Below are 20682 nucleotides of genomic sequence, written 5' to 3'. Positions count from 1 at the left end.
ATCAGCCGGGGGTTCGCTCATTGCGCCGGGCTGCCTCCTTTCTGCTTGGGGCGGTGCGAGGAGGCCTTCGCCCGGGTCGGCAGGCGGCTGTCCGAGCCTGCGATCAGTGCGCGGATGGACGTCACCGCGTGAGACCCGCTGCGCGCGCGTGGCGGCGGTGTGCGGGCTCGATGGCGACCGGCTCCACGCCTGGAGCCGGGTGATCGCGCCTTTTGCGGCCATCGCCCACCTCAGTCTCGTGGCCTCGGCTTTTTCGGTGAGACGCAAAGGTCTGTCCGGACACCGGCTGCCCAAGCAGAGTGGTGACGAAGCAGATGCGGGAGCCCGACTGTGCCGGTGCTCTGCCTGCTCACCTGACCTTGAGACGAACGGGGAATGACTCATGCAATTCCGAGCGAGAATCGCGGTGGCCGTGGGCATGGCCACGCTCTGTCTGTCAGGACTGTCGGCCGTTCCGGCAACAGCAGCCGAGCTGGGCACGCAAGCGACGTATGCATGCAACGTCACGAGTACCGGTACCGCGCCGGGTGACAAGTACTACGCCGGCTACTACAGCGGCAACACGGTGCAGCCGTCGTCGACGTCGGTGTCGGCGGCAGGTAAGGAGGCCCAGTGCCTCTTGAAGTACCTGGGATACAGCCCGGGGACCGTCGACGGGATCTTCGGCAGTGACTCGCAGGCGGCCGCGAAGAAGTTTCAGGCCAGGATCAATGAGCTCTGCGGCAAGAAGGTCCTGGACGTCGACGGCAAAGTCGGCCCCAAGACCTGGCCGCATCTGCGTGACGTCTACAAGTGCTGGGTCGGGTGACACAACCGCGCGTACTGCATCGCATGGTTCGGTTTCTCCTTCTCAGCGTCGCTGCTGGGCCAGCCCGACGATGATGCCCTCCGGGCCGCGGACGTAGCAGAGCAGATAGCTGTCCTCGAACCGCGCGATCTCGCCGACGAGTTCGGCGCCGTGAGGGCGCAGGCGGGCAACGGTGTCCTCGATGTCGTCGACGGCGAACATGACGCGGTGCGTGCCCAGAACGTTGTGCGGCCGGTTGCGCGGCCCGGCGCTGATCACCGCGGGGCTGTGGTACTTCGACAGCTCGAGCCGGCTGTGACCGTCCGGGGTCCGGAGCATCGCGATGTCACAGCGGACGCCGTCGAGTCCGGTGCACTGGTCGGCGAAGGAACCCTCGACCTCCGTCCTGCCCTCCAGCTCCATACCGAGTTCCACGAAGAACGCGATGGCGGCGTCCATGTCCTCGACGACGATGCCGACGTTGTCCATCCGCTGAATCGCCATGCTGGTTTCTCCTTCTTCGTCGTGCGGCCGGTGGTGGCCGCTGATACCCCAGGGACGTAGCCGGTGGCACGTTCTCGACATCCCCAACCGCCGAACTTCGAAAATTAGGCCGCGTGGATCAACGGTGCAGGTCACCAGCCGACAGCGGGCGTAGACGGTGGCGCCGCGGCCGAGCGGCTCCGCCGCCAGGGCGCGGTTGGCTCCGGTGACGAGAACGGTGCCGGCGGGGACCCGGACGGGTCGGCCACACTCGTCATCGACACGCTCCTGCACGGCGCGGGGCCGCGCGGCTGATGACACCTTGAGTCGTCAGGCCACGAGGCGGAGCACGTCCGTCAGGCCGCGTTCACCCGTGCGGTGTTCGGCGGGCAGGATGTAGGTGCGCAGGCCACAGGCGGTCGCGCCGCCGTCGCGGACGGGGTTGTCGCCGACCATGAGCGTGGCGCGGGGGTCGGTGCCGAGGTCGGCGCAGGCCTTGAGGAACAGGTGCGGGTCGGGCTTTTCGCGGGCGTGTTCGTAGGAGATGACGCAGGTGTCGACCAGGCTGTCCAGGCCGTGGTGCGTCAGGTGGGTGCGCAGGTCCCAGGCGAAGTCGCTGACGATGCCGACGCGCAGTCCGCGGTCGCGCAGGGCGCGCAGCACCGCTTCGGTGTCGGGGTAGGGGATCCAGGCATCCGCCGCGATGAGTTCCCGGTAGGCCGTGTCCTCCACGCCACGCAGGAAGTCCACTCGTTCCCACCATCCCCGCATGGCCCGGCGGTGCCGCTCGGCGGAGAGGTCCCGGCCCTCTTGCAGGGCGACGACAGCGGGCAGCCGAAAGGCTGTGCGCAGTTGCTGGGAGGTCTCGGCCAGCACACCCGGCTCGTCGAGCCGGGGCAGGCGGCCGGAAGCCGCGCCGACCCGGCGCAGCCACGTCTCCAGGTCGATCATCTGGAAGATGGTGTTGCTGAAGTCGAACAGTACGGCTTCGACCGGTGGCACGGGTGCGGCCATCTCGGCGTCCGTGGGACGGTAGGCGCTGGGGGTTTCGAACAGGGTCTGTATCACGGGGCGGTCTGCTCTTCGGGTATGACGGTCTCGACGGGGACGTCGAGGTCTCGGATGGCCGCGAGTTCTGGTTCGGGGGTGCCGGTGTCGGTGATGACGGCCTGGTAGTCGGCCGCGGTGCCGTAGGCGTAGGTGGCGGTCTTGCCGAATTTCGAGTGGTCCACCAGGAGCAGTGCCTGCTCGGCGGCGGCGAGCATGGCCAGCTTGACCTCGACGTAGTCGTTCAGGGGGTGGAAGAGACGGCCTTCCAGGACGGCGGTGGCGGACATCAGGGCGAGGTCGGCGTGGAGTTGGGACAGGGCGCGGGTCACCGCGGGACCGGTGCACGAGTTGAAGTCGCCGCGGTAGTGGCCGCCCAGCAGGGTGACATGCACGGTCGGCGCGGACCCGAGGCGCTGGGCAAGGCCGACCGAGTTGGTGACGACGTGCAGCTGATCCAGCCCGGCCAGCCTGGGCACGAGGGGGAACAGGGTCGTCGAGTCGTCCATGAGCAGGGTGCTGCCCGGCCTGATCCGGTCGGCGACGGCCGCGCACAGCGCGTTCTTGGCCTCCAGGGCGCTGTTCTCCCGGAAGCGGGTGGCGGTCTCCATGGTGAGGGCGGGGAAGGCGACGGCCCGTCCTCGTTCCTTGCTCAGCAGGTGGCGGCCGGCGAGGTCGTCCAGGTCCCGGTGCATCGTCATCAGGCTGACGTCGAAGTGCCGGGCGAGGTCGTCGATGCGGGTCTCGCCGTGGTCGGCGACGTAGCGCAGGACGGCCTGCCGGCGCTCCTCGACGGCGGCTTGCGACAGTCGCGTACGGGCGGTCACTGCGCCCCTCCTTCCGGGTGGTTCCGGTTTCGCAGTTTCGCACACGGGGCCCGAGGGCCGGGGGCTGTCCGGCCCCGGCCCTCGGGCTGCCCGCGCGGGGGGGGCGAGTACCAGGTACGACACGGGTGGCTACGGGCCTTCCACCGTGACCAGCACCTTGACCTGCTCCGGGTCGACGGAGGCGGTGAACGCCTTGGCGGCGTCATCCAGGGGGTAGGTGGCGGTGACGATCTCGGCGGTCCGGACGGCGCCCGACGCGATGAGGGACATGGCGGTGCGGTAGTCGTCGGCGGTGTACATCAAGGTGCCCTCGACGCGGATCTCCCGGTCCTGGATCAGGTCCAGGCGGATCGGGGTGGCGCCGGCGGCGCCCACCCCCACCACGACGATGTGACCGCCTTTGGCGACCAGGTCGGTGGCCTGCGCCATGGACTGTTCGCGGGTCACACAGTCGAAGACGACGTCGGCCGGGCCGTCTAGCGCCGCGTGGGCCCGCTCGACCAGGCCGGGGGCGTCGGCGGGCAGGGCGGCGTCGGCGCCGAGGCGCAGCGCCCGTTTCCGTTTGCCTTCCAGCAGGTCGGTGACGACGATCCGGGCGGCGCCCGCGTGCCGGGCGGCGATGAGGGTGAACAGTCCGATGGGGCCGGCGCCGAGGACGGCGACGGTGCGGCCGGTGAGGTCGCCGGCCTTGGCCACGGCGTGAACGGGCGTGGCCAACGGTTCGACGAGGGCGGCCTGGAGGTCGGTCATGCCGTCGGGGACGCGGTGGACGCGGTCGGCGGGGATGGTGAACACGTCGGCCATGGCGCCGGGGGTCTGGCAGCCGAAGACCTTGAGGTCCTCGCAGATGTTGTAGCGGCCGGAGCGGCACTGGGCGCACCGGCCGCAGTACAGGTTGGGTTCGACGATCACCCGGTCGCCCGGGGTGAAGTCCTCGGCTGCGCGCCCGGCGGCGGCCACGACGCCGACCGCCTCGTGGCCGGGGCGGTAGGGCAGGTCGATGAAGGGGTGGTGGCCGGCAGCGGCGTGGGTGTCGGAGCCGCACACGCCGACGACCGTGGTGCGCACCAGCAGTTCGTCGTCCCCCGGGGCGGGGGCGGGCACGTGCTCGATGGTGATGTCGTCGAGGGAGCGGACGAGGACGCGGCGGATCTGCTCGGTCATGGTGGAGGGTTCCGTTCGGCTCGGGGCGTTCAGGCGGCGGCGAAGAGGTCCGCGGCGCCGAGGGCGTCCTGGACGGCGGTGGCGGGTACGTCGTGGGGAAGGACCACGCGGGTGCCTGCGGCCCTCATTTCACCGCTCCCAGCGACAGGCCGCGCACCAGCTTGTCCTGGGCGGCGAAACCGGCGATGAGCACGGGGAGGGAGACCAGTGTGGCCGCCGCGCACAGCCGGGCCAGGAACAGTCCTTCGTTGGTGATGAAGCCGACGAGGAACACCGGTGCGGTGGACGCCTGGGTGGCGGTGAGGTTGACCGCGAACATGAACTCGTTCCAGCTGAAGATGAAGCAGATCAGCGAGGTGGCGGCGAGTCCCGGCATGGCGACCGGCGCCACGACGCGCAGCAGCACGGTGGGCAGTCCGGCGCCGTCGACCTCGGCGGCCTCCAGGATCTCCTTGGGCACCTCGGCGAGGAACGAGCGCATCATCCACACAGCGATCGGCAGGTTCATCGCGGTGTAGAGGAGGACCAGCGTCCAGATGTTGTCGAGCATGCCGATGTCCTTGACGATCATGTAGATCGGCAGCAGTGCCGCGATGAGCGGCAGGAACTTCGTGGACAGGAAGAAGAACATCACGTCGGTCCACTTCTCGACCGGCTTGATGGACAGCGCGTAGGCCGCCGGCACCGCCAGGGCGAGGACCAGCAGGGTGGAGAAGACGCCGGCCATGGCCGAGTTGAGCAGGTACGGGGTGATGTCCCGCTCCAGCAGGAGCGAGAACTGGTCCAGGGTGAGGGGCGCCAGCAGGCTGGGTGGGTTGGTCGCCGCGTCGGCCTCCTGGTGGAAGGCGGTGAGCACCATCCAGGCCACCGGCGCGAAGAGGGCCAGGGTGGCCAGCCAGGCGACGAAGGTCCACAGCGGCGACAGGCGCGGGGTCTGCCCGGGGTCGAGGTCCTGCCTGCGGCGACGGAGCCGCTGTACGAAGGTCGCGGGGGTCGCTGCGTGGGCGCTCATCGGGACGCCTCCTCACGGAACAGGGAGGCGACGACCCGCAGGGCGAACGTTGCGATGACGATCGAGCCGATCACCACGACGACGCCGGCGGCCGCGGCCTGGCCGTACTCGAACTTGCGGAACATGGTCAGGTAGATCTCGTAGGGCAGGTTGGTGGTCTGGGAGCCGGGGCCGCCCTGGGTGATGGTGAAGACCGCGTCGAAGGTCTGCACCACGAAGATGGCGCCGAGCACGATGCCCAGCTCGATGTACTGCCGCAGGTGGGGAAGCGTGATGTGGCGGAAGGTCTGCAGCGCGGAGGCCCCGTCGACCCGGGCGGCCTCCAGGACGTCACCGGGCTGGGCCTGCAGGCCGGCCAGCAGGATGAGCATCATGAACGGCGTCCACTGCCACACCAGCGCGATCACCAGGGCCGGCATGGGGAAGGTGGAGATCCAGTCGACGGTGGGGCCGTTGTCCGCGCCGAACAGGCGGTACACGGCGTTGAGGGTGCCGTTGAGGAGCCCGTAGTCGGGGTTGTAGAGGGCGTGCTTCCACAGCAGCGCGCCCGCGACGGGCATCACCAGGAACGGGGCGATGAGCAGGGTGCGGGCCAGGCCGCGGCCGGGGAAGCGGCGGTCGAGCAGCAGGGCCAGGCCGAGTCCGAGCAGCACGCTGAGGAGGACGACGGACGCGGTGAGCACCACGGTGTTGACCACCGCGGAACGCAGCCGCTCGTCGGTGAAGACGAAGGTGTAGTTGGACAGGCCGGTGAAGTGACGGTCGTCCGGCCGCAGGATGTTCCACTGGAACGTCGAGATGACGAGAGTGGCCACGAACGGCAGCTGCGTGACGACCATCGTGAAGATCAGCGCCGGCAACAGCGGGAAGCGTCGGCGCCACCTGCGGCCGGCCGGGGACTGGCGGCCGTGGTGGGCGGGTGGACGCATGGTCTTCTTCGGGGGATGGGCGAGCGTGGTCATGGGCGTGGCTTTCCTCCGCCGGTGGCGGTGCGTGTGCGGGGACGGCGCCCCGGCCGACGGTGCGGCCGGCCGAGGCGGTGTGGATCAGCGGTGGTTCTCGGCGACGTCCTCCGCGAGCTTCTGACCGTCGTCGAGGGCCTTGTCCACGCTGGTCTTGCCGGCGATGGCGGCGGAGATCTCCTGCGTCACCTTGGTGCCGAGGTCCTGGAACTCGGGGATGGCGACGAACTGGATGCCCACGGTGGGCCGTGGCTGGGTGCCGGGGTCGGACGGGTCGGCCTGCTGGATGGACTTCAGTGTGATGTCACCGAAGGAGGCGGCGGCCTTCTTGTACTGGGGGATGTCGTAGGTGCTGGCCCGCTTGCCGGCGGGCACCCGGGCCCAGCCCAGCTTCTCGCCGACGAGCTTCTCGTACTTCTTGCTGGACGCCCAGAGCATGAACTTCGAGGCGGCGTCGGCCTTCTTGGTGGTCTTCGGCATCGCCCACGCCCAGGCCCACAGCCAGCCGCTGCTCTTGGTCCTGACCGTGGGCGCGTACGCGTAGCCGATCTTGCCCGCGGCCTTGCTGGTGCTCGGGTCCTCCAGGGAACCGGCCGCGCTGGTGGCGTCGTACCACATGGCGACCTTGCCTTGGCTCATCCCGTTGAGGCACTCGGTGAACCCGGCCTGCGGTGCGCCCGCCTCACCGTGCTTGCGCACCAGGTCGACGTAGAACTTCGTGGCCGCCTTGAAGCCGCCGGTGTTGACCTGGGGCTTCCAGTCCTTGGTGAACCAGGTGCCGCCGAAGGTGTTGACCACGCTGGTCAGCGGCGCTCCGAGCTCGCCCCAGCCGGGCAGACCGCGCAGGCAGATGCCCTTCATCCCCGGCTTGGCGCCGTCGGCCTTGGCCGCGAGGTCGGCCACCTGCTGCCAGGTCGGGTGCTCGGGCATCGTCAGGCCCTTCTCGGCGAAGACGTCCTTTCGGTACATGAGGAAGGACGACTCGCCGTAGAACGGCAGGGCGTAGAGCTTGCCGTCCGAACCGGACAGCGACTGCACCATCGGCTTGAGCAGGTCGGCCTCGTCGAAGCTCTTGTCCTTGTCGGTGTAGGAGCCGAGCTCGTGCAGCCAGCCGTTCTTCTCCCAGATGGGCACCTCGTAGGCGCCGATGGTGGCGACGTCGTACTGACCGGCCTGGGTGGCGATGTCCTGGGTGACCTTGTCGCGCAGCTCGTTCTCGGGCAGCACCGTGAAGTTGACCTTGATGCCGGTCTCCTTGGTGAAGCTGTCCTTGGTCAGCTTCGCGATGTCCTCCATCTGCGGGTTGCCGACCATCAGCACGTTGATGCTCTGGTCGCCGCCCGAGGATCCGCCGGCTCCGGCTCCGGAACAGGCGGTGGCGAGGAGGGCGGTCGCGGCGGCGCCGGCGATGAGGGCATATCTGGTCGATCGCATGTGTCGGGGGACCTCTCGTGCGGGTGGGGCGTGAAACGGCGTAGGGGGCCCCAAGGCGGCGGCGCGCGCCAGGCCGGGTGGGGAGGGCGATGGAGGCGTCCCTGGGGTGTGGGGCGCGGTATCGATGCCGGAATTATTATCAGGAGACGGCACCGTTGTTAACACATATTGCGAGAAAACTTATGTGAATCTATCGCCCAGTCGTCTCGCTGGGGTGCCGGGCCGCCGGTACGTTCCTCATCGTGCGCAGTCGGCGCGACCGACCGGCCGGTGTCGGCCTGGGCGAGGATGCCGGGCTTGACCAGGGGTTTCAGCAGGGCGATACCTGCGGCGGTGCCGTGCCTATCCGCGGCCGGTCGTGGCGGCGGGGGCAGAGCTCGGGTAGGGCTGGCGTTCACTCCCCCGCCACCATCAGACCACCGGCTGCGGACCGTGAGGGCTGCGGCGCTCCCTCCGCCGACGAGCGGGCTGACGTTGTCGATGAAGGCCATGCCGACGGAGAACCGAGGATCGGCCAGTGCGAGCGGCGGGACGCCGAGAGCGGGGCCGAGGCCGAGCGGTTGCCGGATGTGCGCGTGTATGTACTCGGCGACGCCGGCGCCGAGGGCCCGCTGGTGAAGGCGGCGACTCTGCCCGTCGCCGGAGTGGCGGCACTGCGCTCATTGCGGGCCGCCGGGCTCGGACCGGACAAGAGGGTTCTGGTCACCGGGGCTTCCGGCGCCGGCCGGTTCGCCGTCCAACTGGCGGCGCGGGCCGGTGCCCACGTGATCGCGTCCGTGGGCTCGGCCGCCCGCGAGGAAGGGCTGGCCGAGGGTGCTGATCGGGCTGGAGGGACTCCAGCGACCGGTCGACGCGGTGATCGACAGCGTCGGCGGCCGCCAACTGGTCGGGGCATGGAACCTGTCGCCGACCTCGTTCGTCATCGAGGGCGATGTCGGCGCGGACCTGGCCGTTCCCACCGAGCCGACCGCTGAGGGGTCCCTCACCGTCCAGGTCGGCCGGCAAGGACACTGGGACCGCTTCGAGGAGGCGGCCGAGGCGCTTCGGGGAGGTCGGATCTCCGGAAAAGCGGTCCTGGAGGTGGCATCCGGTCAGCTGCAGCCGTCGGTGCCCTCTCCGCAGGACCAGGGCCTGCCGTCACCCGCGCCCCCCAAGGAGGTCAACACCCCCCGCTCGTGGCCCCCGTCCTACCGGGCCTTCTCGTTGGCCGCATGCCGTCCCTGCGAGACCGCAGTACCAGGTCTCCGGTCCTCAGCACTGTCCGGTCCGAGATCATCCGACAGCCCGATGCCGCCTTCCAGGAGCGCGAGCCACCATGCTGGTGGAGACCTGCCAAAGGAGCGCATCATGTCGTACCCCGAGTACCCGGAGCCCCGCTACCACAGCGACAAGGGCGAAGTGAGTGCGGCCTTCCGGCCGGCCAGCACCCCGCCGGACATCTCCTCGCCCGGCGGCTCTACTCACTACCTCGCCACCAACGAGTCGACCGGTGGCGAATTCGGGCTGTACAAGGTGGAGCTGGGTGCGCGGTCCGCTGGAGCCAAGACCCACTTCCACAAGGCGATGTCGGAGTCCTTCTTCATCCTCTCCGGCGAACTGGAGCTGTACAACGGCGAGAAGTGGGTCACGGGCCGCGAAGGCGACTTCCTGTACGTACCGGTCGGCGGCCTGCACGCCTTCAAGAACGTGACCGATGAACCCATGTCCATGCTCATGCTCTTCTCCCCCGGCGCCCCACGCGAGGAGTACTTCGAGCGGGTCGCGGAGATGACACAGCGCGGTGGCGAGGAACTCAAGCAGTTCCGCATCCGGCACGACAGCTACTTCGTGGAGGATTTCGAGGCCGGTGTGGAGTAGTTCGGGTCCGCTGCGGGGCCTGCCCGAGGGGCTTTACAGGGCTGCCCTGCACAGCCCCTCGGGGATGTCAGGCCGGGCGGACCGCGCCCTTGATCGCCGACTGGCCCGCGAAGAACACCGACTCCTCACGGATGAGCGCCCCCGGGCCCGGGGCGTGAATCACCATGCCGTCGCCGCTCCAGATGCCGACGTGGCCGAGGTCGTCGTGGAAGAAGACCAGGTCGCCGACCTGGGCGTCAGCGAGCGAGACCTGCACTCCCGCTCCCCACTGGGCCTGGGCGGTCCGGGGAAGCGTGACACCGGCAGCCTTCCACGCGGCCTGGGTGAGCCCCGGGGCGTCGTACGATCCCGGCCCGACCGCGCCCCATACGCAGGGCCGACCGATCTGCGCTCGGGCGAACGCGACCACCCGCTCGGCCCGGGTGCTGGGGCCGGCGTCCGGCGACAGCCAGGACCCACCGGAGGCAGGGCTGGCCGGCTCGGCGGGCATTGCCGCAGCAGGGGCCGCCAGGGCAGATGCGGGGACGCTCGGCAGACCGGCGCCATGGGTCTCGGTCACGTCGGCCGGTGGACCGGAGGTGTCGTAAGCGGTGGGACCTGCTGACAGAGCCGTCGCATACGGTGCGGTCGCGCCGGTCGCCGGACCGGCACCGTACGTCTCCATCGCGCCTGTTGCAGGGTCCGCATAGTGAGGGTCCGCGGTGGGATGCGGGCCGGTGGGCAGCGCCGCGGTGGACTGCGGACCGGGCAGCGGGCTGAACTCCGGAACAGGCGGTGGGCTGGACTCCAGGGCGGGCGCTGGTGCGGGCTCGTACAGCGGCCACACCGGCCCATCGCCGATGACCGGCTCGGCGCCGGAACGCCAGGCGCTCTCGTCCCGCCGGGACTCGCCTGCCGCAGCCGGTGCGAGACGCTGGTCGGAGAGCTCCGGGAGGAGTCTTGTGGTCGGCGCCTGAGCTGTTCCGGTGGTCAGCTCCCGCGCAACACCGGTGGGTGCCTTGGGCGCTTCGAGAGCGCGGGGTTCCGCGGGACGTTCCACCGGGCGCGCGGGGCGTGCCGCCTGGGGCGCGCGGTCGGGACGGACCGGCAGCCTCCTGTCCGGCAGCGACGCCGGCACGGTCGGGCCCAGCTTGGCACGGGCGGCGTTGAACCACTGCCGGGCAAAGGTTCCGACCGCGGGCTCCGTGTCCCCCTGGGGCCGGCGGCGGGCGGCCGCGTCCCGCTGACGCGGGATCGCGGCGGCGCGGGTCGCGTTGAAGGTACCCGTGTCGCTCTCGGCCCGGTCGTAGAGGCTGTCGATCCGCCGCCGGACCTCGTCGGGGCTCGGCAGCTCGCTCTCATCAGCCAACGCGGGAACCAGCCGACCGAGAGAGCCGGGCCTCGGCGGTGAAGGCCTCCGGGGCAAGGGAGTTGGCCTGGCCCGCGAAGTCGGTCACTTCGGGGAGCGGGGTTCGTTCCGACGCCATGGAAAAGGGCGCTCCTTCCGTTCCGGGGTCCACGAAACCACCTGTCCATCGGTGGAAATCGTGTACGCAGTGACTAACTTAGCCAACTTGTGTAACTTACGTGAAGATCGAAGTCCGGAAACACCCTATATGCTGCTGTGACCTTCGCCCCTTCTTCGTAGCCCGAGGGTTCACAGCAGGACCACACAGCCGCGCTGCTCCAGTTCGGTGAGCAGGTGGGCGGAGGGCGTGCAGGGGTTCCAGCGTAGATCCAGCTTCTCCAGGGCGGGCATCTGGGCGACCCAGTCGGGCAGTTGGACGATGGCGTTGGAGCGCAGGTCGAGCTGGCGTAGCCGGGGAAGGCGGTTCAGGGCCTCGGGCACTTCGTTGAGCGCGTTCTCCCGTAGGTCCAGTTGCCGTAGCTCGTGCAGTTCGGCGGTCGAGTCGGGCAGGCTGGTGAGCTTGTTGCCCCGGAGCCAGAGTTCGCGCAACTTGTGGAGGCGGCCGATGCCGGCAGGCAGCGCGGTCAGCCGGCTGTGCTGGGCCCGAAGTTCGATCAGGCCGGTCATCAGGCCGAGTGTTTCGGGCAGGGCGGTGAGAGGGTTTTCACCGACGTTGAGGTACCGCAGTCGCGTCAGGTTTCCCAGCGTGTCCGGGAGCCGGGACAGGTTGTTGTCGTGCAGGTAGAGACAGCCGCTGAGTTCGGGCAGATCGCCCAGAGCGTCAGGAAGCGACGTGAGCTTGTTGTGACCGAGGTCCAAGGTCGTGAGTCTGTGCAGCCGCCCGATCTTCGGGGGGAGGTGTCTGAGCCCGTTGTCCGCCAGGATCAGTACCTGGAGCTCGGTTCGTTGCCAGACCGTCTCGGGCACTTCCCCGAGTTGGTGGCGCCAGAGGCTGAGTGTGGTGAGTGTGGGCTGCACGCCTGTGTCCCTTCTGTCGACGGTCCGGCTTGTAGTGCGTAGGCACCGGAACAGGTGAGTGGCTCGTCCGGGCGCACCAGGACAGGACGACTTCGGAGGACGATGCCCGCCAGGGGCGCCGGAGGGAAGTCTGGGAGACGCGCGGGATCTCGCGCATCCCTCTTCTCTAGTGGTGTCTGGAGTGATCAGCACATGGTGACTTCTCTCAAGGTGTTCGAGCTGCTGGGCGAGCGCCGGTGAAAACGACGTCTGTTTCCGAAACCGTGGTCTCCCCGGTCCGCATCGGGTGGCTGTCGATCGGTGCGCTCGGCATCCTGGCACTCGCCCTCGGCACCCTGCAGTCAGTGGTGGAGCCTGCGCTCCCGCTGCTTCAACGTGAGCTGGGAGTCAGTCCTGCCGAAGGGGCTTTGATCGGCAACGCGCTGCTCATCACCGGCGCGGTCATCACACCCGTCGCAGGCAAACTCGGCGACCGCTACGGCGGAAAGCGGGTGCTGATCCGGCTGATGGCCGTGGTGTCGGTGGGTGGTGTGATGGCCGGCCTGGCGCCGAACCTGCCGGTGTTGTTGCTCGGACAGGTGTTGCAGGGCGTCATGGTGGGTGCGCTGCCCCTGTCATTCATCCTGGTGCGCAAACACCTCACGGCAGAACAGTCACAAGCGGCGATCGGGCTGGTCGTCGCGCTGTTCACGGGCGGCGGCATGGTGGGCATGCTGTTCGCCGGGCCGATCGCGGAAGGCCTGTCCTGGCGGTGGATGTTCGCGCTGCCCACGATCGCGATCATCGCGACGACGCCGGTCGTGAGTCGGCTGATGCCTCATGATCCGCCGACTTCCTCGGACAAGGGGATCGACTGGCCTGGCACGGTTTTGCTGAGCGGCACGTTGCTCGCATTCATGCTCGGGCTCGTGACGGTCACGGGGGACGGCGGCCTGCCGCCGCTCGCGGTCGGTGCCGTCGCGGTGGTCGTGGCCGCACTCGCGACCGGGTGGGTCGTCGTCGAGCGCCGGGCAGCCTCGCCGATGGTCGATCTGCACATGCTGGCCAAGCCCGCGATGTGGCATGCGTGCGTGCTCACCCTCGTCATCACCGCCAGTTCCGGGATGGTGGTCTTTCTCCTCCCCCAGTTGCTCGCGGTATCGGCCGACGGGTACGGCTTCGGAGCCGGCACCACCGACATCGGACTGTTCCTGCTGCCCGGCGCCATCGCCGGGGCAGTCAGCGATTCGGTCGGCGGGATCGCGGCGCGGCGTTTCGGTCCGCGTGCCGTGGTCATCGTGGGCACCGTCGTCACGGCGGCCACGATGATCGCCCTGGCGGCGCTGCACACCGCGGAATGGCAGCTCGTCCTCGCGAAGGTGCTGACCGCGTTCGCCGCGGGCGTCGGTACCACGGCGTTGCTCGCCGGCACCGCCACCGCCATCGACACCAAGGACATCGGCATCGCCACCAGCCTGCTCGTGGTCACTCGCGTGGTCGGCGTCGCCCTGGGCGCCCAGATCGCCGGCGCCATCCTCGACGCCGGGGCCGAGCCGATGACGGGCCGTCCGGCTGAATCGGCCTTCGTCACAGGGTTCGCCGTTGCCGGCCTCGTCGCCGCGTTGTCCCTGTTCGTTGTCCGTATCACCGAAAAGGGAGCCCAGGCATGACACCGGCCGGTCTGTCGCGGGACGTGAGTACCACCGCGAAGCGCACTGCTCTGATCTCCGGGGCGAGTATCTCCGGACCCGCGCTGGCGTACTGGCTGCACCGGTCCGGATACGCGGTCACCGTGGTGGAGAAGGCAGGCGCACTGCGCGACGGTGGCTACCCGATCGACATCCGCGGTACCGCGACAGAGGTGGTCCGGCGGATGGGCATACTGCCGCAAGTGCGGGACGCGCACCTCGACGCCCGGCGCTGCACCTTCCTCAACGCCGACGGCGGCGAAGTGGCCTCGCTCACCCCGCGTGCCGTCGCAGGCGGGGTCGAGGGACAGGACCTCGAGGTGCGGCGTGGTGATCTGGCCGCGATCCTCTACGCGTTGGTCCGTCACGACGTGGAATTCCTATTCGGCGACTCCATCGACATCCTCGGCCCCGCCCCGTCCGGACAAGGGGTCGACGTCACGTTCCGCAGTGGGAAACAGCGCACGTTCGACCTGGTGGTCGGCGCCGACGGTATGCACTCACGTACCCGGGAGTCCCTGTTCGGCCCCGAAGAGCAGTTCCACCGCTACCTCGGCTACTGCTTCGCCATCTTCACCATGCCCAACACCTTCGGGCTCTCCCGCGAGGTCATGGTGTGGAACACCCCGGGGAGAGCCGCGGCCCTCTACGCCGTCGGGGACGACGAGCTGCACGCCTTCCTGAACTTCCACCGACCACAACCGCCGCTCGACGCCCTCCGGGACCCCGACGCCCAGCGGGACCTGGTCGCCACGGTCTTCGCAGGCGCGGGCTGGGAGGTCCCCGGCATGGTCAGTGCCATGCGAGACGCGGATGACCTGTTCTTCGACACGGCCGGTCAGATCCGCATGCCCCACTGGTCCAGCGGCCGTGTCGCGCTCGTCGGCGACGCCGCGTACGCGCCCTCGTTCCTCACCGGACAAGGCACAAGCCTTGCCCTGGTCGGTGCCTACATGCTCGCCAACGCCCTGGCCACGCATCGGGACCACGCTGTGGCCTTCGCCGCCTACGAACGCGACACGCGCGAGTTCGTGGCCATGAATCAGGCCCTGGTCGACAACGGTGCGGCCACGCTCTTCCCCATCACAGCGCGGGCACTGGAGCAACGCAACGCCCTGCTGCGCGACCTCGTCACCATGCCCTCCGCGACAGCCCGACCGGCCCACTCAGCCCTTGCGCTGCCCGAGTTCGGCTCGATGCGGTGACCTGGTACTCCAGCCGACCTTCTCCGTTAGTTACTAGGACTACCGTCGGCGGCGGTGCGGGCCAGGCCCGTCCGGTAGGCGATGACGACGAGTTGCGCCCGGTCACGGGCCTCCAGCTTCGTCATGGCGCGCTGGACGTGGGCGCGGACGGTGAACGGGCTGAGGAACATCCGCTCGGCGATCTCCTGGTTGGACAGGCCGGTCGCGACCAGGGCCACCATCTCGCGTTCGCGCGGGGTGAGGACGGCGAGCTGTTCGGGGCGGTGGGGCGTGGAGTCGTCCGGTGTGGCCAGGAACCGGGCGACCAACGAGCGGGTCGCCGCGGGGGACAGCAGAGTGTCGCCGTGGGCGATCGTCCGCACGGCGTCCGCCAGGTCCTCGGCCCCGATGCCCTTGCCGATGAAGCCGCCGGCCCCCGCGCGCAGCGCCTGAGCGACGTACTCGTCGGTCTCGTACGTGGTGAGGATCAGGATGCGGCTGGCGCGCAGGTCCGGGTCCGCGCAGATCTCCGACGTGGCGGTGAGACCGTCCGTCCCGGGCATACGGATGTCCATGACCACCACGTCCGGGCGCAGTTCCCGGGTGAGTCTCACCGCCTCTCTGCCGTCGCCGGCCTCACCGACCACGGTGATGTCGTCGGCGCTGTCGAGAAGCATGCGGAAGGCACCGCGGAGCAGGGCCTGATCGTCGGCGAGGAGCACCCTGAGCGTCACGGCGTGTCCCCGGCCTCTCCGTCGCCCGTCCGTCGGTCGTCTGTCGCTCCGTCGGCCGTTCGTCCGTCGGCCGTAGCTCCGTCGGCCATCCGTTTCTCATCGGTGGTTGTCGCTCCGTCAGTGCTCGGTGTCCTCGCGGGCGTGTCCTTGGCGGGCGGGAGGGGCAGTTGGGTGGAGACGAGGAAACCGCCATCCGGGCGCCTGCCTGCGGAGAGGTGTCCCCCGACCGCGGTGGCACGCTCACGCATCCCGATCAGACCGTAACCGGGCGGACGATCCGGCAGCGTGGACGCACTCGCTCCCGTGGACGCACTCCTCCCCGTGGACGCGGTCGGCGCCGTACGGCCGCCCCCGCCCCCGCCTTCGTCGGCGACGGTGATGGTCACGCGGTCGCGGGTCCAGGCGAGGCGGACCCGGGCGCTGCCGGTACCGGCGTGCTTGGTCACGTTGGTCAGGGCCTCCTGGACGATGCGGTAGGCGGTGAGGTCCACTCCCGGCGGCAGCGGCCTGGCCGTGCCCTCCTGGTGCACGGACACCTCCAGGCCCGCGCGGCGGAAGGACTCGAGGAGCGTGGGAAGCCGGGACAGCCCGGGTGCCGGTTCCCGGGGCGTGGGAGCGTCCCCGGACTGACGCAGCAGACCGACCGTGGCCCGCAGGTCGTCGAGCGCGTCCGCGGTGGTCTCGACGAGTTCCTTGAGGCTCTTGCGGGTCTGCTCCGGGCGGGCGTCGAAGAGGTGGGCGGCGACCGTGGCCTGCGCGTTGGCCAGGGTGATCTGATGGGCCACCAGGTCATGCAGTTCCCGGGCGATGCGCACCCGTTCCTCGGCCACTCTCCGGCGCGCCTCGCTGTCCCGGCTCTCCTCGGCCCGCCGGGCCCGCTCCTCCACGGCCGCCAGGTAGGCCCGTCGGTTGCGCACCGAGTGACCGAGTACGCCGGCCACCAGTGGGAACACCGCCACCACTCCCATCCTGCTCGCGTCCTTCCACGAGACGTCCCCGAACAGAGGGATGGAGGCGACCAGCGCCGTGGAAGTGAGCAACACCGCGCTCGCCGCGCGCCGTTCGGTGTGCGCGGCGAGTGAGTAGGAGTAGGCGGTGATCACGGCGGGGGCCACGATGAGCGGAGTGAGAAGGAGGCCCAGGGGCGGCACCAGCACGCCGACCGCGGTCGTGGCCGCCAGGGCGGGCAGGGGTGCCCGGTGCCGCACCGGCAGCACGGCACAGGACACCACGGCGATGACGTAGGCGGCAGCGGGCGGCGCCGACAGCGTGTCGTCGACCTGTATCACCCCGCCGAGCAGGCAGAACGCGAACGCCGTCGCCGTGATCGCCACCTCCCGCGACCACGCGCCGCCTGGTCGCGGACCACCGCCCTCCGGTTTCGGCATGGCCGGCTCAGTCCCGGCCGACGGGGAGCCGCCGCACCGCTGCGTCCGGCTCGGTCGCGGAGGCGGGGACATGCCTGCTCAGTGCCTCACCCTCGATATCGACATTCGGCAGCACACGGTTCAGGATACGAGGGGAAGTCTTCGCCATCGCTGGCAACTATCTCGTCAAGACCCGCGGGTCGACCGCACGGGGCAAGGACCTGTTCCTGGAGTACCGAGGCGGATCGAACATCTTCAAGGTCAAGCGGAACTCGGACGGCAAGTACACCTTCGAGGACCGGTACGAGAATCACGTACAGGCCGGATACGGCTACCGGACCTGCAAGTAGCCGAGGTCGACGCCGGTCAGGTCACAGCTTGCCTCCCACAGCCGCGCCGCTACGGAAGTGTCGGTGAGGTGGGTCCACACCGGTTCACGTCGGGGCTTGCCGCGCAGGCCGAAGGCGCGTGGTCCCCACAGCTGGCCTCCGCTCACGGTCGGGTCGAGCACCGCTCGGACCGCGGGCCAGGCACCGGCGTGCTTGCCCTGGAGGAGGAGGGCGGCCGGTGCCCCGCAGAGCCGCGCACCAGCGGTCCGCACATGGACGGGCGGCCGTGACGGGGTCAGCGAGTCCAGCGCACCGCCGGGCTGGACCACCACGCTCGCCACCGTGCTGTCGACGGCGCGCAAGCGGCGGTCGAGTTCGAGGCCGAAGAACATCTGCGCCAGCTTGGAGCGTGCGTAGGTGCGCTTGGGCCGGTAGTCATACCGGGACTGCAGGTCGTCGAGGTCGAGCCGCTCGGACTTGGCGGCGAAGCTGCCCATGGTCACGACGCGGGCCGCCGGCGCGGCCGACAACAGCGGCATCAGCCAGTGGGTCAGCGCGAAGTGCCCGAGGTGGTTCGTGCCGAGCATGAGCTCGTGACCGTCCCCCGTCTCCCGGCGCGGCGGGTCGTCGAGCGCGACACCGGCGTTGTGGACCACCGCGTGGAGGCGTTCCACATCCAGTGATTCCACCGCTGTTCCGAGCGACGAGAGGTCGGCCAGATCCAGCCGCACGGCCCGCACCCGCGCGCCGGGGACACGCGAGCGGATCGAAGCCGTGGCGACTTCGGCCTTCGCGGGATCCCGGCTGCCCAGTACGACAGTGGCTCCGGTCGCGGACAACTGTTCCGCGACGAAGTACCCGATTCCGGTGTTGCCGCCGGTGACCAGAAAGACGCCGCCATCGGCACGCGGCAGCCGTTGGACATCCCAGGGCGGGGTGGAGGACGTGGAGGACATGGCGGCGGGGCTCCCTTGCGGTCGAGGGCGGCTGCGGCTGCCCTGCGAGGCACTCCGAGGCCGGGCGCCCAATGGTTCCCGTCGCCCCCGACAGATCGCCTACGGATCACCGACGGCACCGCCGGCCGGCCTGCAACCTGCCGGCAGGCAGGTCCTGCCCCTGCCCGGAACTGTGGCTTCCACCACGGCGGATGTGGTCGTGTCCTGGTGAGATCACCAGATGCTCGGTTTCCTCCTCCGCCTGTTGCCGTTCTGGGTCCGCGAGCCCCTGCTCATCGCGGTCGGGTCGGTTCTCGGCGTGCGCATCATGTATCTCGCCGTCAGCGATCACGATCGGGTCGCGGCCGGGATCGGCATGGTGTTCCTCGTGTTCACCGCACTGCGCGTCTACGCGGTGGTCAGGGCGCTGCGCGCACGGCGGAACCCGAGTCCGGCAGTCCCCGCAGAGGGGGCGGCGGCCGATGCCGCCGCCCAACCCCCAGTCCAGGCCCAACCCCCAGTCCAGGCCCAAGTCCAAGTCCAGGCACAAGGCCAAGGCACTCCGGAGAAGGAACCCAACGCATGGGGCCAGGCCCTCGCGGCCGTGGCCGTGTTCGGGGCACTCGCGGCCGCGGTGTGGCTGGGCCCGCGCATGATGCCGTCCGACGACAACACCCCCCAGCCCGCCTCGTGTTCGGACGGGGAACACGAGGAGCTGCCGAAGGCCTACAAGCAGACCCCCCGGCCTGTGACCGGTGAAGAGCTGTGCAAGGCGCTCAACCGGCCGGACCTGGCCAAGCTCCTCAAAACGCCCGGAGAGACCGCGACCACTGCCTCCGGCACCAGCAACACCGCTCCCCTGACCGACGGGAAGGTCGCCCAGCCGGAGGCCGAGGTCGCGTTCGACACGTACACCGTGAATGTCTCGGCCACTTACAACGAGCTGTCGACCGAGCAGTACGTGAAGCTGATGAGGTTCGGGGATGAGGAGGACGTGAAGACGCTCAAGGTTCTCGGACGGCCCGCGGTCTTCTCCTCGGATCACACCATGAAGATCGAGATCAACCTCGGGAGCGGCGGATCCGGCGGACCGGTCGAACAGGGCCCTCTGGCCAGGACGCTGTCCGTGGCCCTCGACCGTAGTGACCAGGGCGGCTACTGCGAAATCACCGTGTGGAGCCAGTCCGGAACCCTCCCGGACGACAGTGTTCTCCTCGACATCGCTGAGAAGGTCCTTCCGACTGTCCCCGAACGGCGTGTCCACTGAGCGGAGAGGGCTGCTCGTTGTGCGGCACCCTGGCGATGGTGAGCCGCGCTGCCGACCTCGCCGGGATCTCCGGGTCCGCCATACGGCGATGACGCCATCGCCGAAGGTGATCACCACAGCGGATCTACTCATGGTCACGATGCCGATCAACGAGAAGCCGAGGTCATGACGCATCACTGCTGCGAGGCGATGACCAGCCGCGTGACCGTGAACTGCGGCCGGCACGACGAGCCCTTCGCCTGCCCCGACGTGCTGGTTGCCTTCAGCGCCGCGTTCCAGGAGTACGGGCTGATCATCCATGACGGCGGGACGTCGAGCGTCACGATCACCTTCTGCCCCTGGTGCGGACGGCGCCTCCCCGAGTCGCAGCGCGACCGATGGTTTGACGAACTGGAGCGCCTCGGGATCGACCCTTGGGAGGACGAGGTGCCTGCCGAGTTCCAGGACGACCGCTGGCTCGCCACTTCGCACACACGAGTGACGAACCAGCGGCCTCGGGCCGCTTCTGAACCGACTGTCTACCGCGGCTTGGTGGCGATCTGGATCAGGTTGCCGCAGTTGTCGTCGAAGACGGCGGTGGTGACGGGGCCCATCTCCACGGGTTCCTGGGTGAAACGGACTCCGAGGCCGTGCAGGCGCTGGTACTCCGCCTTCACATCGTCGACGGCGAACTGGGCGAGCGGGATGCCCTCCTGGACGAGTGCGTCACGGAAGGTCTTGACGGCCGGGTGGCCCGCCGGCTCCAGGAGGAGTTCGGTGCCGTCGGGCTCGTCGGGCGAGACGACCGTCAGCCACCGGTCCTTCTCGCCCACCGGGACGTCGTGCTTCTTCACGAAGCCGAGGACCTCGGTGTAGAAGCGCTCGGCCTTGGCCTGGTCGTCGACGAAGACGCTGGTCAGATGGATCTTCATGGAGTGCTCTCCTTCGGTCCGGACGTATCGGCCACCAGCCATCGCTCGACGATCTGCCGCAGCGGGGCGGTGTTCAGCTCGTGGAACTTGTAGCGGCCCTCTCGCCGGGTCTCGACGAGCCCGGCGGCCTCCAGCACGGCCAGGTGCTGGGAGACCGCTTGGCGCGAGATGCCGAGCTGGTGCTTCATGCTCAGTCGCGAGCAGATCTCGAACAGCGTCTGTCCGGACTTCTCCGTGAGTTCGTCGAGGATCGTGCGGCGGGTGGGGTCGGCCAAAGCTTTGAAAAGGTCATCGGCCACGACCACACAATAGGCAAGCATTCACTTGCATATCAACTCGGCGTGCACCCC

At 69.4% G+C, this 20682-nt stretch carries 19 protein-coding genes and 1 pseudogene; 6 read left to right on the top strand and 14 right to left on the bottom strand.

The features are described from left to right. The first annotated feature begins 382 nt into the window (after positions 1-382). A complete protein-coding gene (locus tag ACFZDA_RS17250; RefSeq protein WP_391081501.1) occupies positions 383-808 on the top strand; it encodes a peptidoglycan-binding protein in 426 nt (141 codons plus the stop codon). A 42-nt stretch (positions 809-850) separates the two neighbouring features. Here ACFZDA_RS17250 and ACFZDA_RS17245 read toward each other — a convergent pair whose 3' ends face one another. From ACFZDA_RS17245 to ACFZDA_RS17215, 7 genes are all read right to left on the bottom strand, one after another. After that, on the bottom strand, positions 851-1291 hold the full coding sequence (locus ACFZDA_RS17245; protein WP_391081499.1) for a VOC family protein: 441 nt from the start codon (positions 1289-1291) through the stop codon (positions 851-853). Positions 1292-1600: 309 nt separating this feature from the next. Continuing rightward, entirely contained in the window at positions 1601-2338 is a 738-nt protein-coding gene (locus ACFZDA_RS17240) for an HAD-IA family hydrolase (protein WP_391081496.1), read from the bottom strand. After that, positions 2335-3144, bottom strand: a complete 810-nt coding sequence (locus tag ACFZDA_RS17235) for a DeoR family transcriptional regulator (RefSeq protein ID WP_391081493.1) — start codon at positions 3142-3144, stop codon at positions 2335-2337. The genes ACFZDA_RS17240 and ACFZDA_RS17235 overlap by 4 nt, the downstream gene beginning before the upstream one ends. 129 nt (positions 3145-3273) lie before the next feature. After that, positions 3274-4308: an alcohol dehydrogenase catalytic domain-containing protein gene (locus tag ACFZDA_RS17230; RefSeq protein WP_391081491.1), complete on the bottom strand. Its 1035-nt coding sequence runs from the start codon at positions 4306-4308 to the stop codon at positions 3274-3276. A gap of 124 nt (positions 4309-4432) precedes the next feature. Continuing rightward, a complete protein-coding gene (locus tag ACFZDA_RS17225) occupies positions 4433-5320 on the bottom strand; it encodes an ABC transporter permease subunit (protein ID WP_391081488.1) in 888 nt (295 codons plus the stop codon). Then, positions 5317-6282 carry an ABC transporter permease subunit gene (locus tag ACFZDA_RS17220; protein WP_391081485.1) on the bottom strand — a complete coding sequence of 322 codons (966 nt, stop codon included), beginning with the start codon at positions 6280-6282 and terminating at the stop codon, positions 5317-5319. The genes ACFZDA_RS17225 and ACFZDA_RS17220 overlap by 4 nt, the downstream gene beginning before the upstream one ends. 84 nt (positions 6283-6366) lie before the next feature. Beyond that, positions 6367-7716, bottom strand: coding sequence for an extracellular solute-binding protein (locus ACFZDA_RS17215; protein ID WP_391081482.1), 1350 nt, complete (start codon positions 7714-7716; stop codon positions 6367-6369). A 1347-nt stretch (positions 7717-9063) separates the two neighbouring features. On the opposite strand from ACFZDA_RS17215, the gene ACFZDA_RS17210 reads away from it, so the two are divergent. Then, positions 9064-9573: a cupin domain-containing protein gene (locus ACFZDA_RS17210; RefSeq protein WP_391081479.1), complete on the top strand. Its 510-nt coding sequence runs from the start codon at positions 9064-9066 to the stop codon at positions 9571-9573. 67 nt (positions 9574-9640) lie between these two features. Here ACFZDA_RS17210 and ACFZDA_RS17205 read toward each other — a convergent pair whose 3' ends face one another. Together ACFZDA_RS17205 and ACFZDA_RS17200 are read right to left on the bottom strand one after the other, a co-directional pair. After that, on the bottom strand, positions 9641-10921 hold the full coding sequence (locus tag ACFZDA_RS17205; protein ID WP_391081476.1) for an NlpC/P60 family protein: 1281 nt from the start codon (positions 10919-10921) through the stop codon (positions 9641-9643). Positions 10922-11209: 288 nt separating this feature from the next. After that, positions 11210-11938, bottom strand: coding sequence for a leucine-rich repeat domain-containing protein (locus ACFZDA_RS17200; RefSeq protein WP_391081473.1), 729 nt, complete (start codon positions 11936-11938; stop codon positions 11210-11212). Positions 11939-12174: 236 nt separating this feature from the next. On the opposite strand from ACFZDA_RS17200, the gene ACFZDA_RS17195 reads away from it, so the two are divergent. Next, the gene (locus ACFZDA_RS17195) at positions 12175-13587 is read left to right on the top strand and encodes an MFS transporter (protein WP_391081470.1); all 1413 of its coding nucleotides are present in this window, start codon (positions 12175-12177) and stop codon (positions 13585-13587) included. Then, on the top strand, positions 13584-14810 hold the full coding sequence (locus ACFZDA_RS17190) for an FAD-dependent monooxygenase (RefSeq protein WP_391081467.1): 1227 nt from the start codon (positions 13584-13586) through the stop codon (positions 14808-14810). Before ACFZDA_RS17195 ends, ACFZDA_RS17190 begins: the two co-directional genes overlap by 4 nt. 26 nt (positions 14811-14836) lie before the next feature. Here the strand turns inward: ACFZDA_RS17190 and ACFZDA_RS17185 are convergent, their stop codons facing one another. The 3 genes from ACFZDA_RS17185 to ACFZDA_RS17175 all read right to left on the bottom strand — a co-directional run bounded on the left by ACFZDA_RS17185 (position 14837) and on the right by ACFZDA_RS17175 (position 18175). Next, positions 14837-15523, bottom strand: a complete 687-nt coding sequence (locus ACFZDA_RS17185) for a response regulator (RefSeq protein WP_391081464.1) — start codon at positions 15521-15523, stop codon at positions 14837-14839. Continuing rightward, positions 15520-16911: a histidine kinase gene (locus ACFZDA_RS17180; RefSeq protein ID WP_391081461.1), complete on the bottom strand. Its 1392-nt coding sequence runs from the start codon at positions 16909-16911 to the stop codon at positions 15520-15522. The genes ACFZDA_RS17185 and ACFZDA_RS17180 overlap by 4 nt, the downstream gene beginning before the upstream one ends. A 310-nt stretch (positions 16912-17221) precedes the next feature. After that, positions 17222-18175, bottom strand: a complete 954-nt coding sequence (locus ACFZDA_RS17175) for an SDR family NAD(P)-dependent oxidoreductase (protein WP_391081458.1) — start codon at positions 18173-18175, stop codon at positions 17222-17224. A gap of 220 nt (positions 18176-18395) precedes the next feature. Here ACFZDA_RS17175 and ACFZDA_RS17170 point away from each other — a divergent pair, with 220 nt between their 5' ends. Both ACFZDA_RS17170 and ACFZDA_RS17165 read left to right on the top strand, forming a co-directional pair. Then, positions 18396-19421 (top strand): DUF6215 domain-containing protein, encoded by a 1026-nt coding sequence (locus ACFZDA_RS17170; protein ID WP_391081455.1) that lies wholly within the window; start codon positions 18396-18398, stop codon positions 19419-19421. 165 nt (positions 19422-19586) lie between these two features. Then, positions 19587-19823 (top strand): annotated as a pseudogene (locus tag ACFZDA_RS17165) (DUF6980 family protein); the annotation flags it as partial. 116 nt (positions 19824-19939) lie between these two features. Here ACFZDA_RS17165 and ACFZDA_RS17160 read toward each other — a convergent pair. Continuing rightward, positions 19940-20332 (bottom strand): VOC family protein, encoded by a 393-nt coding sequence (locus ACFZDA_RS17160; protein WP_391081452.1) that lies wholly within the window; start codon positions 20330-20332, stop codon positions 19940-19942. Further along, positions 20329-20631, bottom strand: coding sequence for a metalloregulator ArsR/SmtB family transcription factor (locus ACFZDA_RS17155; RefSeq protein WP_391081449.1), 303 nt, complete (start codon positions 20629-20631; stop codon positions 20329-20331). The genes ACFZDA_RS17160 and ACFZDA_RS17155 overlap by 4 nt, the downstream gene beginning before the upstream one ends. Between the last annotated feature and the right edge of the window lie 51 nt (positions 20632-20682).

The organism is Streptomyces sp. NPDC007991 (assembly GCF_042958445.1).
Taxonomy (GTDB): domain Bacteria; phylum Actinomycetota; class Actinomycetes; order Streptomycetales; family Streptomycetaceae; genus Streptomyces.
This window is presented reverse-complemented; position numbering and strand designations above follow the sequence as displayed.

Bases quoted from the DNA above. Each gene is read 5' to 3' on its own strand.
- ACFZDA_RS17190 (WP_391081467.1), top strand. From the start codon at position 13,584: ATGACACCGGCCGGTCTGTCGCGGGACGTGAGTACCACCGCGAAGCGC.
- ACFZDA_RS17160 (WP_391081452.1), bottom strand. From the start codon at position 20,332: ATGAAGATCCATCTGACCAGCGTCTTCGTCGACGACCAGGCCAAGGCC.
- ACFZDA_RS17180 (WP_391081461.1), bottom strand. From the start codon at position 16,911: ATGCCGAAACCGGAGGGCGGTGGTCCGCGACCAGGCGGCGCGTGGTCG.
- ACFZDA_RS17175 (WP_391081458.1), bottom strand. From the start codon at position 18,175: ATGTCCTCCACGTCCTCCACCCCGCCCTGGGATGTCCAACGGCTGCCG.
- ACFZDA_RS17170 (WP_391081455.1), top strand. From the start codon at position 18,396: ATGCTCGGTTTCCTCCTCCGCCTGTTGCCGTTCTGGGTCCGCGAGCCC.
- ACFZDA_RS17215 (WP_391081482.1), bottom strand. From the start codon at position 7,716: ATGCGATCGACCAGATATGCCCTCATCGCCGGCGCCGCCGCGACCGCC.
- ACFZDA_RS17225 (WP_391081488.1), bottom strand. From the start codon at position 5,320: ATGAGCGCCCACGCAGCGACCCCCGCGACCTTCGTACAGCGGCTCCGT.
- ACFZDA_RS17220 (WP_391081485.1), bottom strand. From the start codon at position 6,282: ATGACCACGCTCGCCCATCCCCCGAAGAAGACCATGCGTCCACCCGCC.
- ACFZDA_RS17230 (WP_391081491.1), bottom strand. From the start codon at position 4,308: ATGACCGAGCAGATCCGCCGCGTCCTCGTCCGCTCCCTCGACGACATC.
- ACFZDA_RS17250 (WP_391081501.1), top strand. From the start codon at position 383: ATGCAATTCCGAGCGAGAATCGCGGTGGCCGTGGGCATGGCCACGCTC.
- ACFZDA_RS17210 (WP_391081479.1), top strand. From the start codon at position 9,064: ATGTCGTACCCCGAGTACCCGGAGCCCCGCTACCACAGCGACAAGGGC.
- ACFZDA_RS17245 (WP_391081499.1), bottom strand. From the start codon at position 1,291: ATGGCGATTCAGCGGATGGACAACGTCGGCATCGTCGTCGAGGACATG.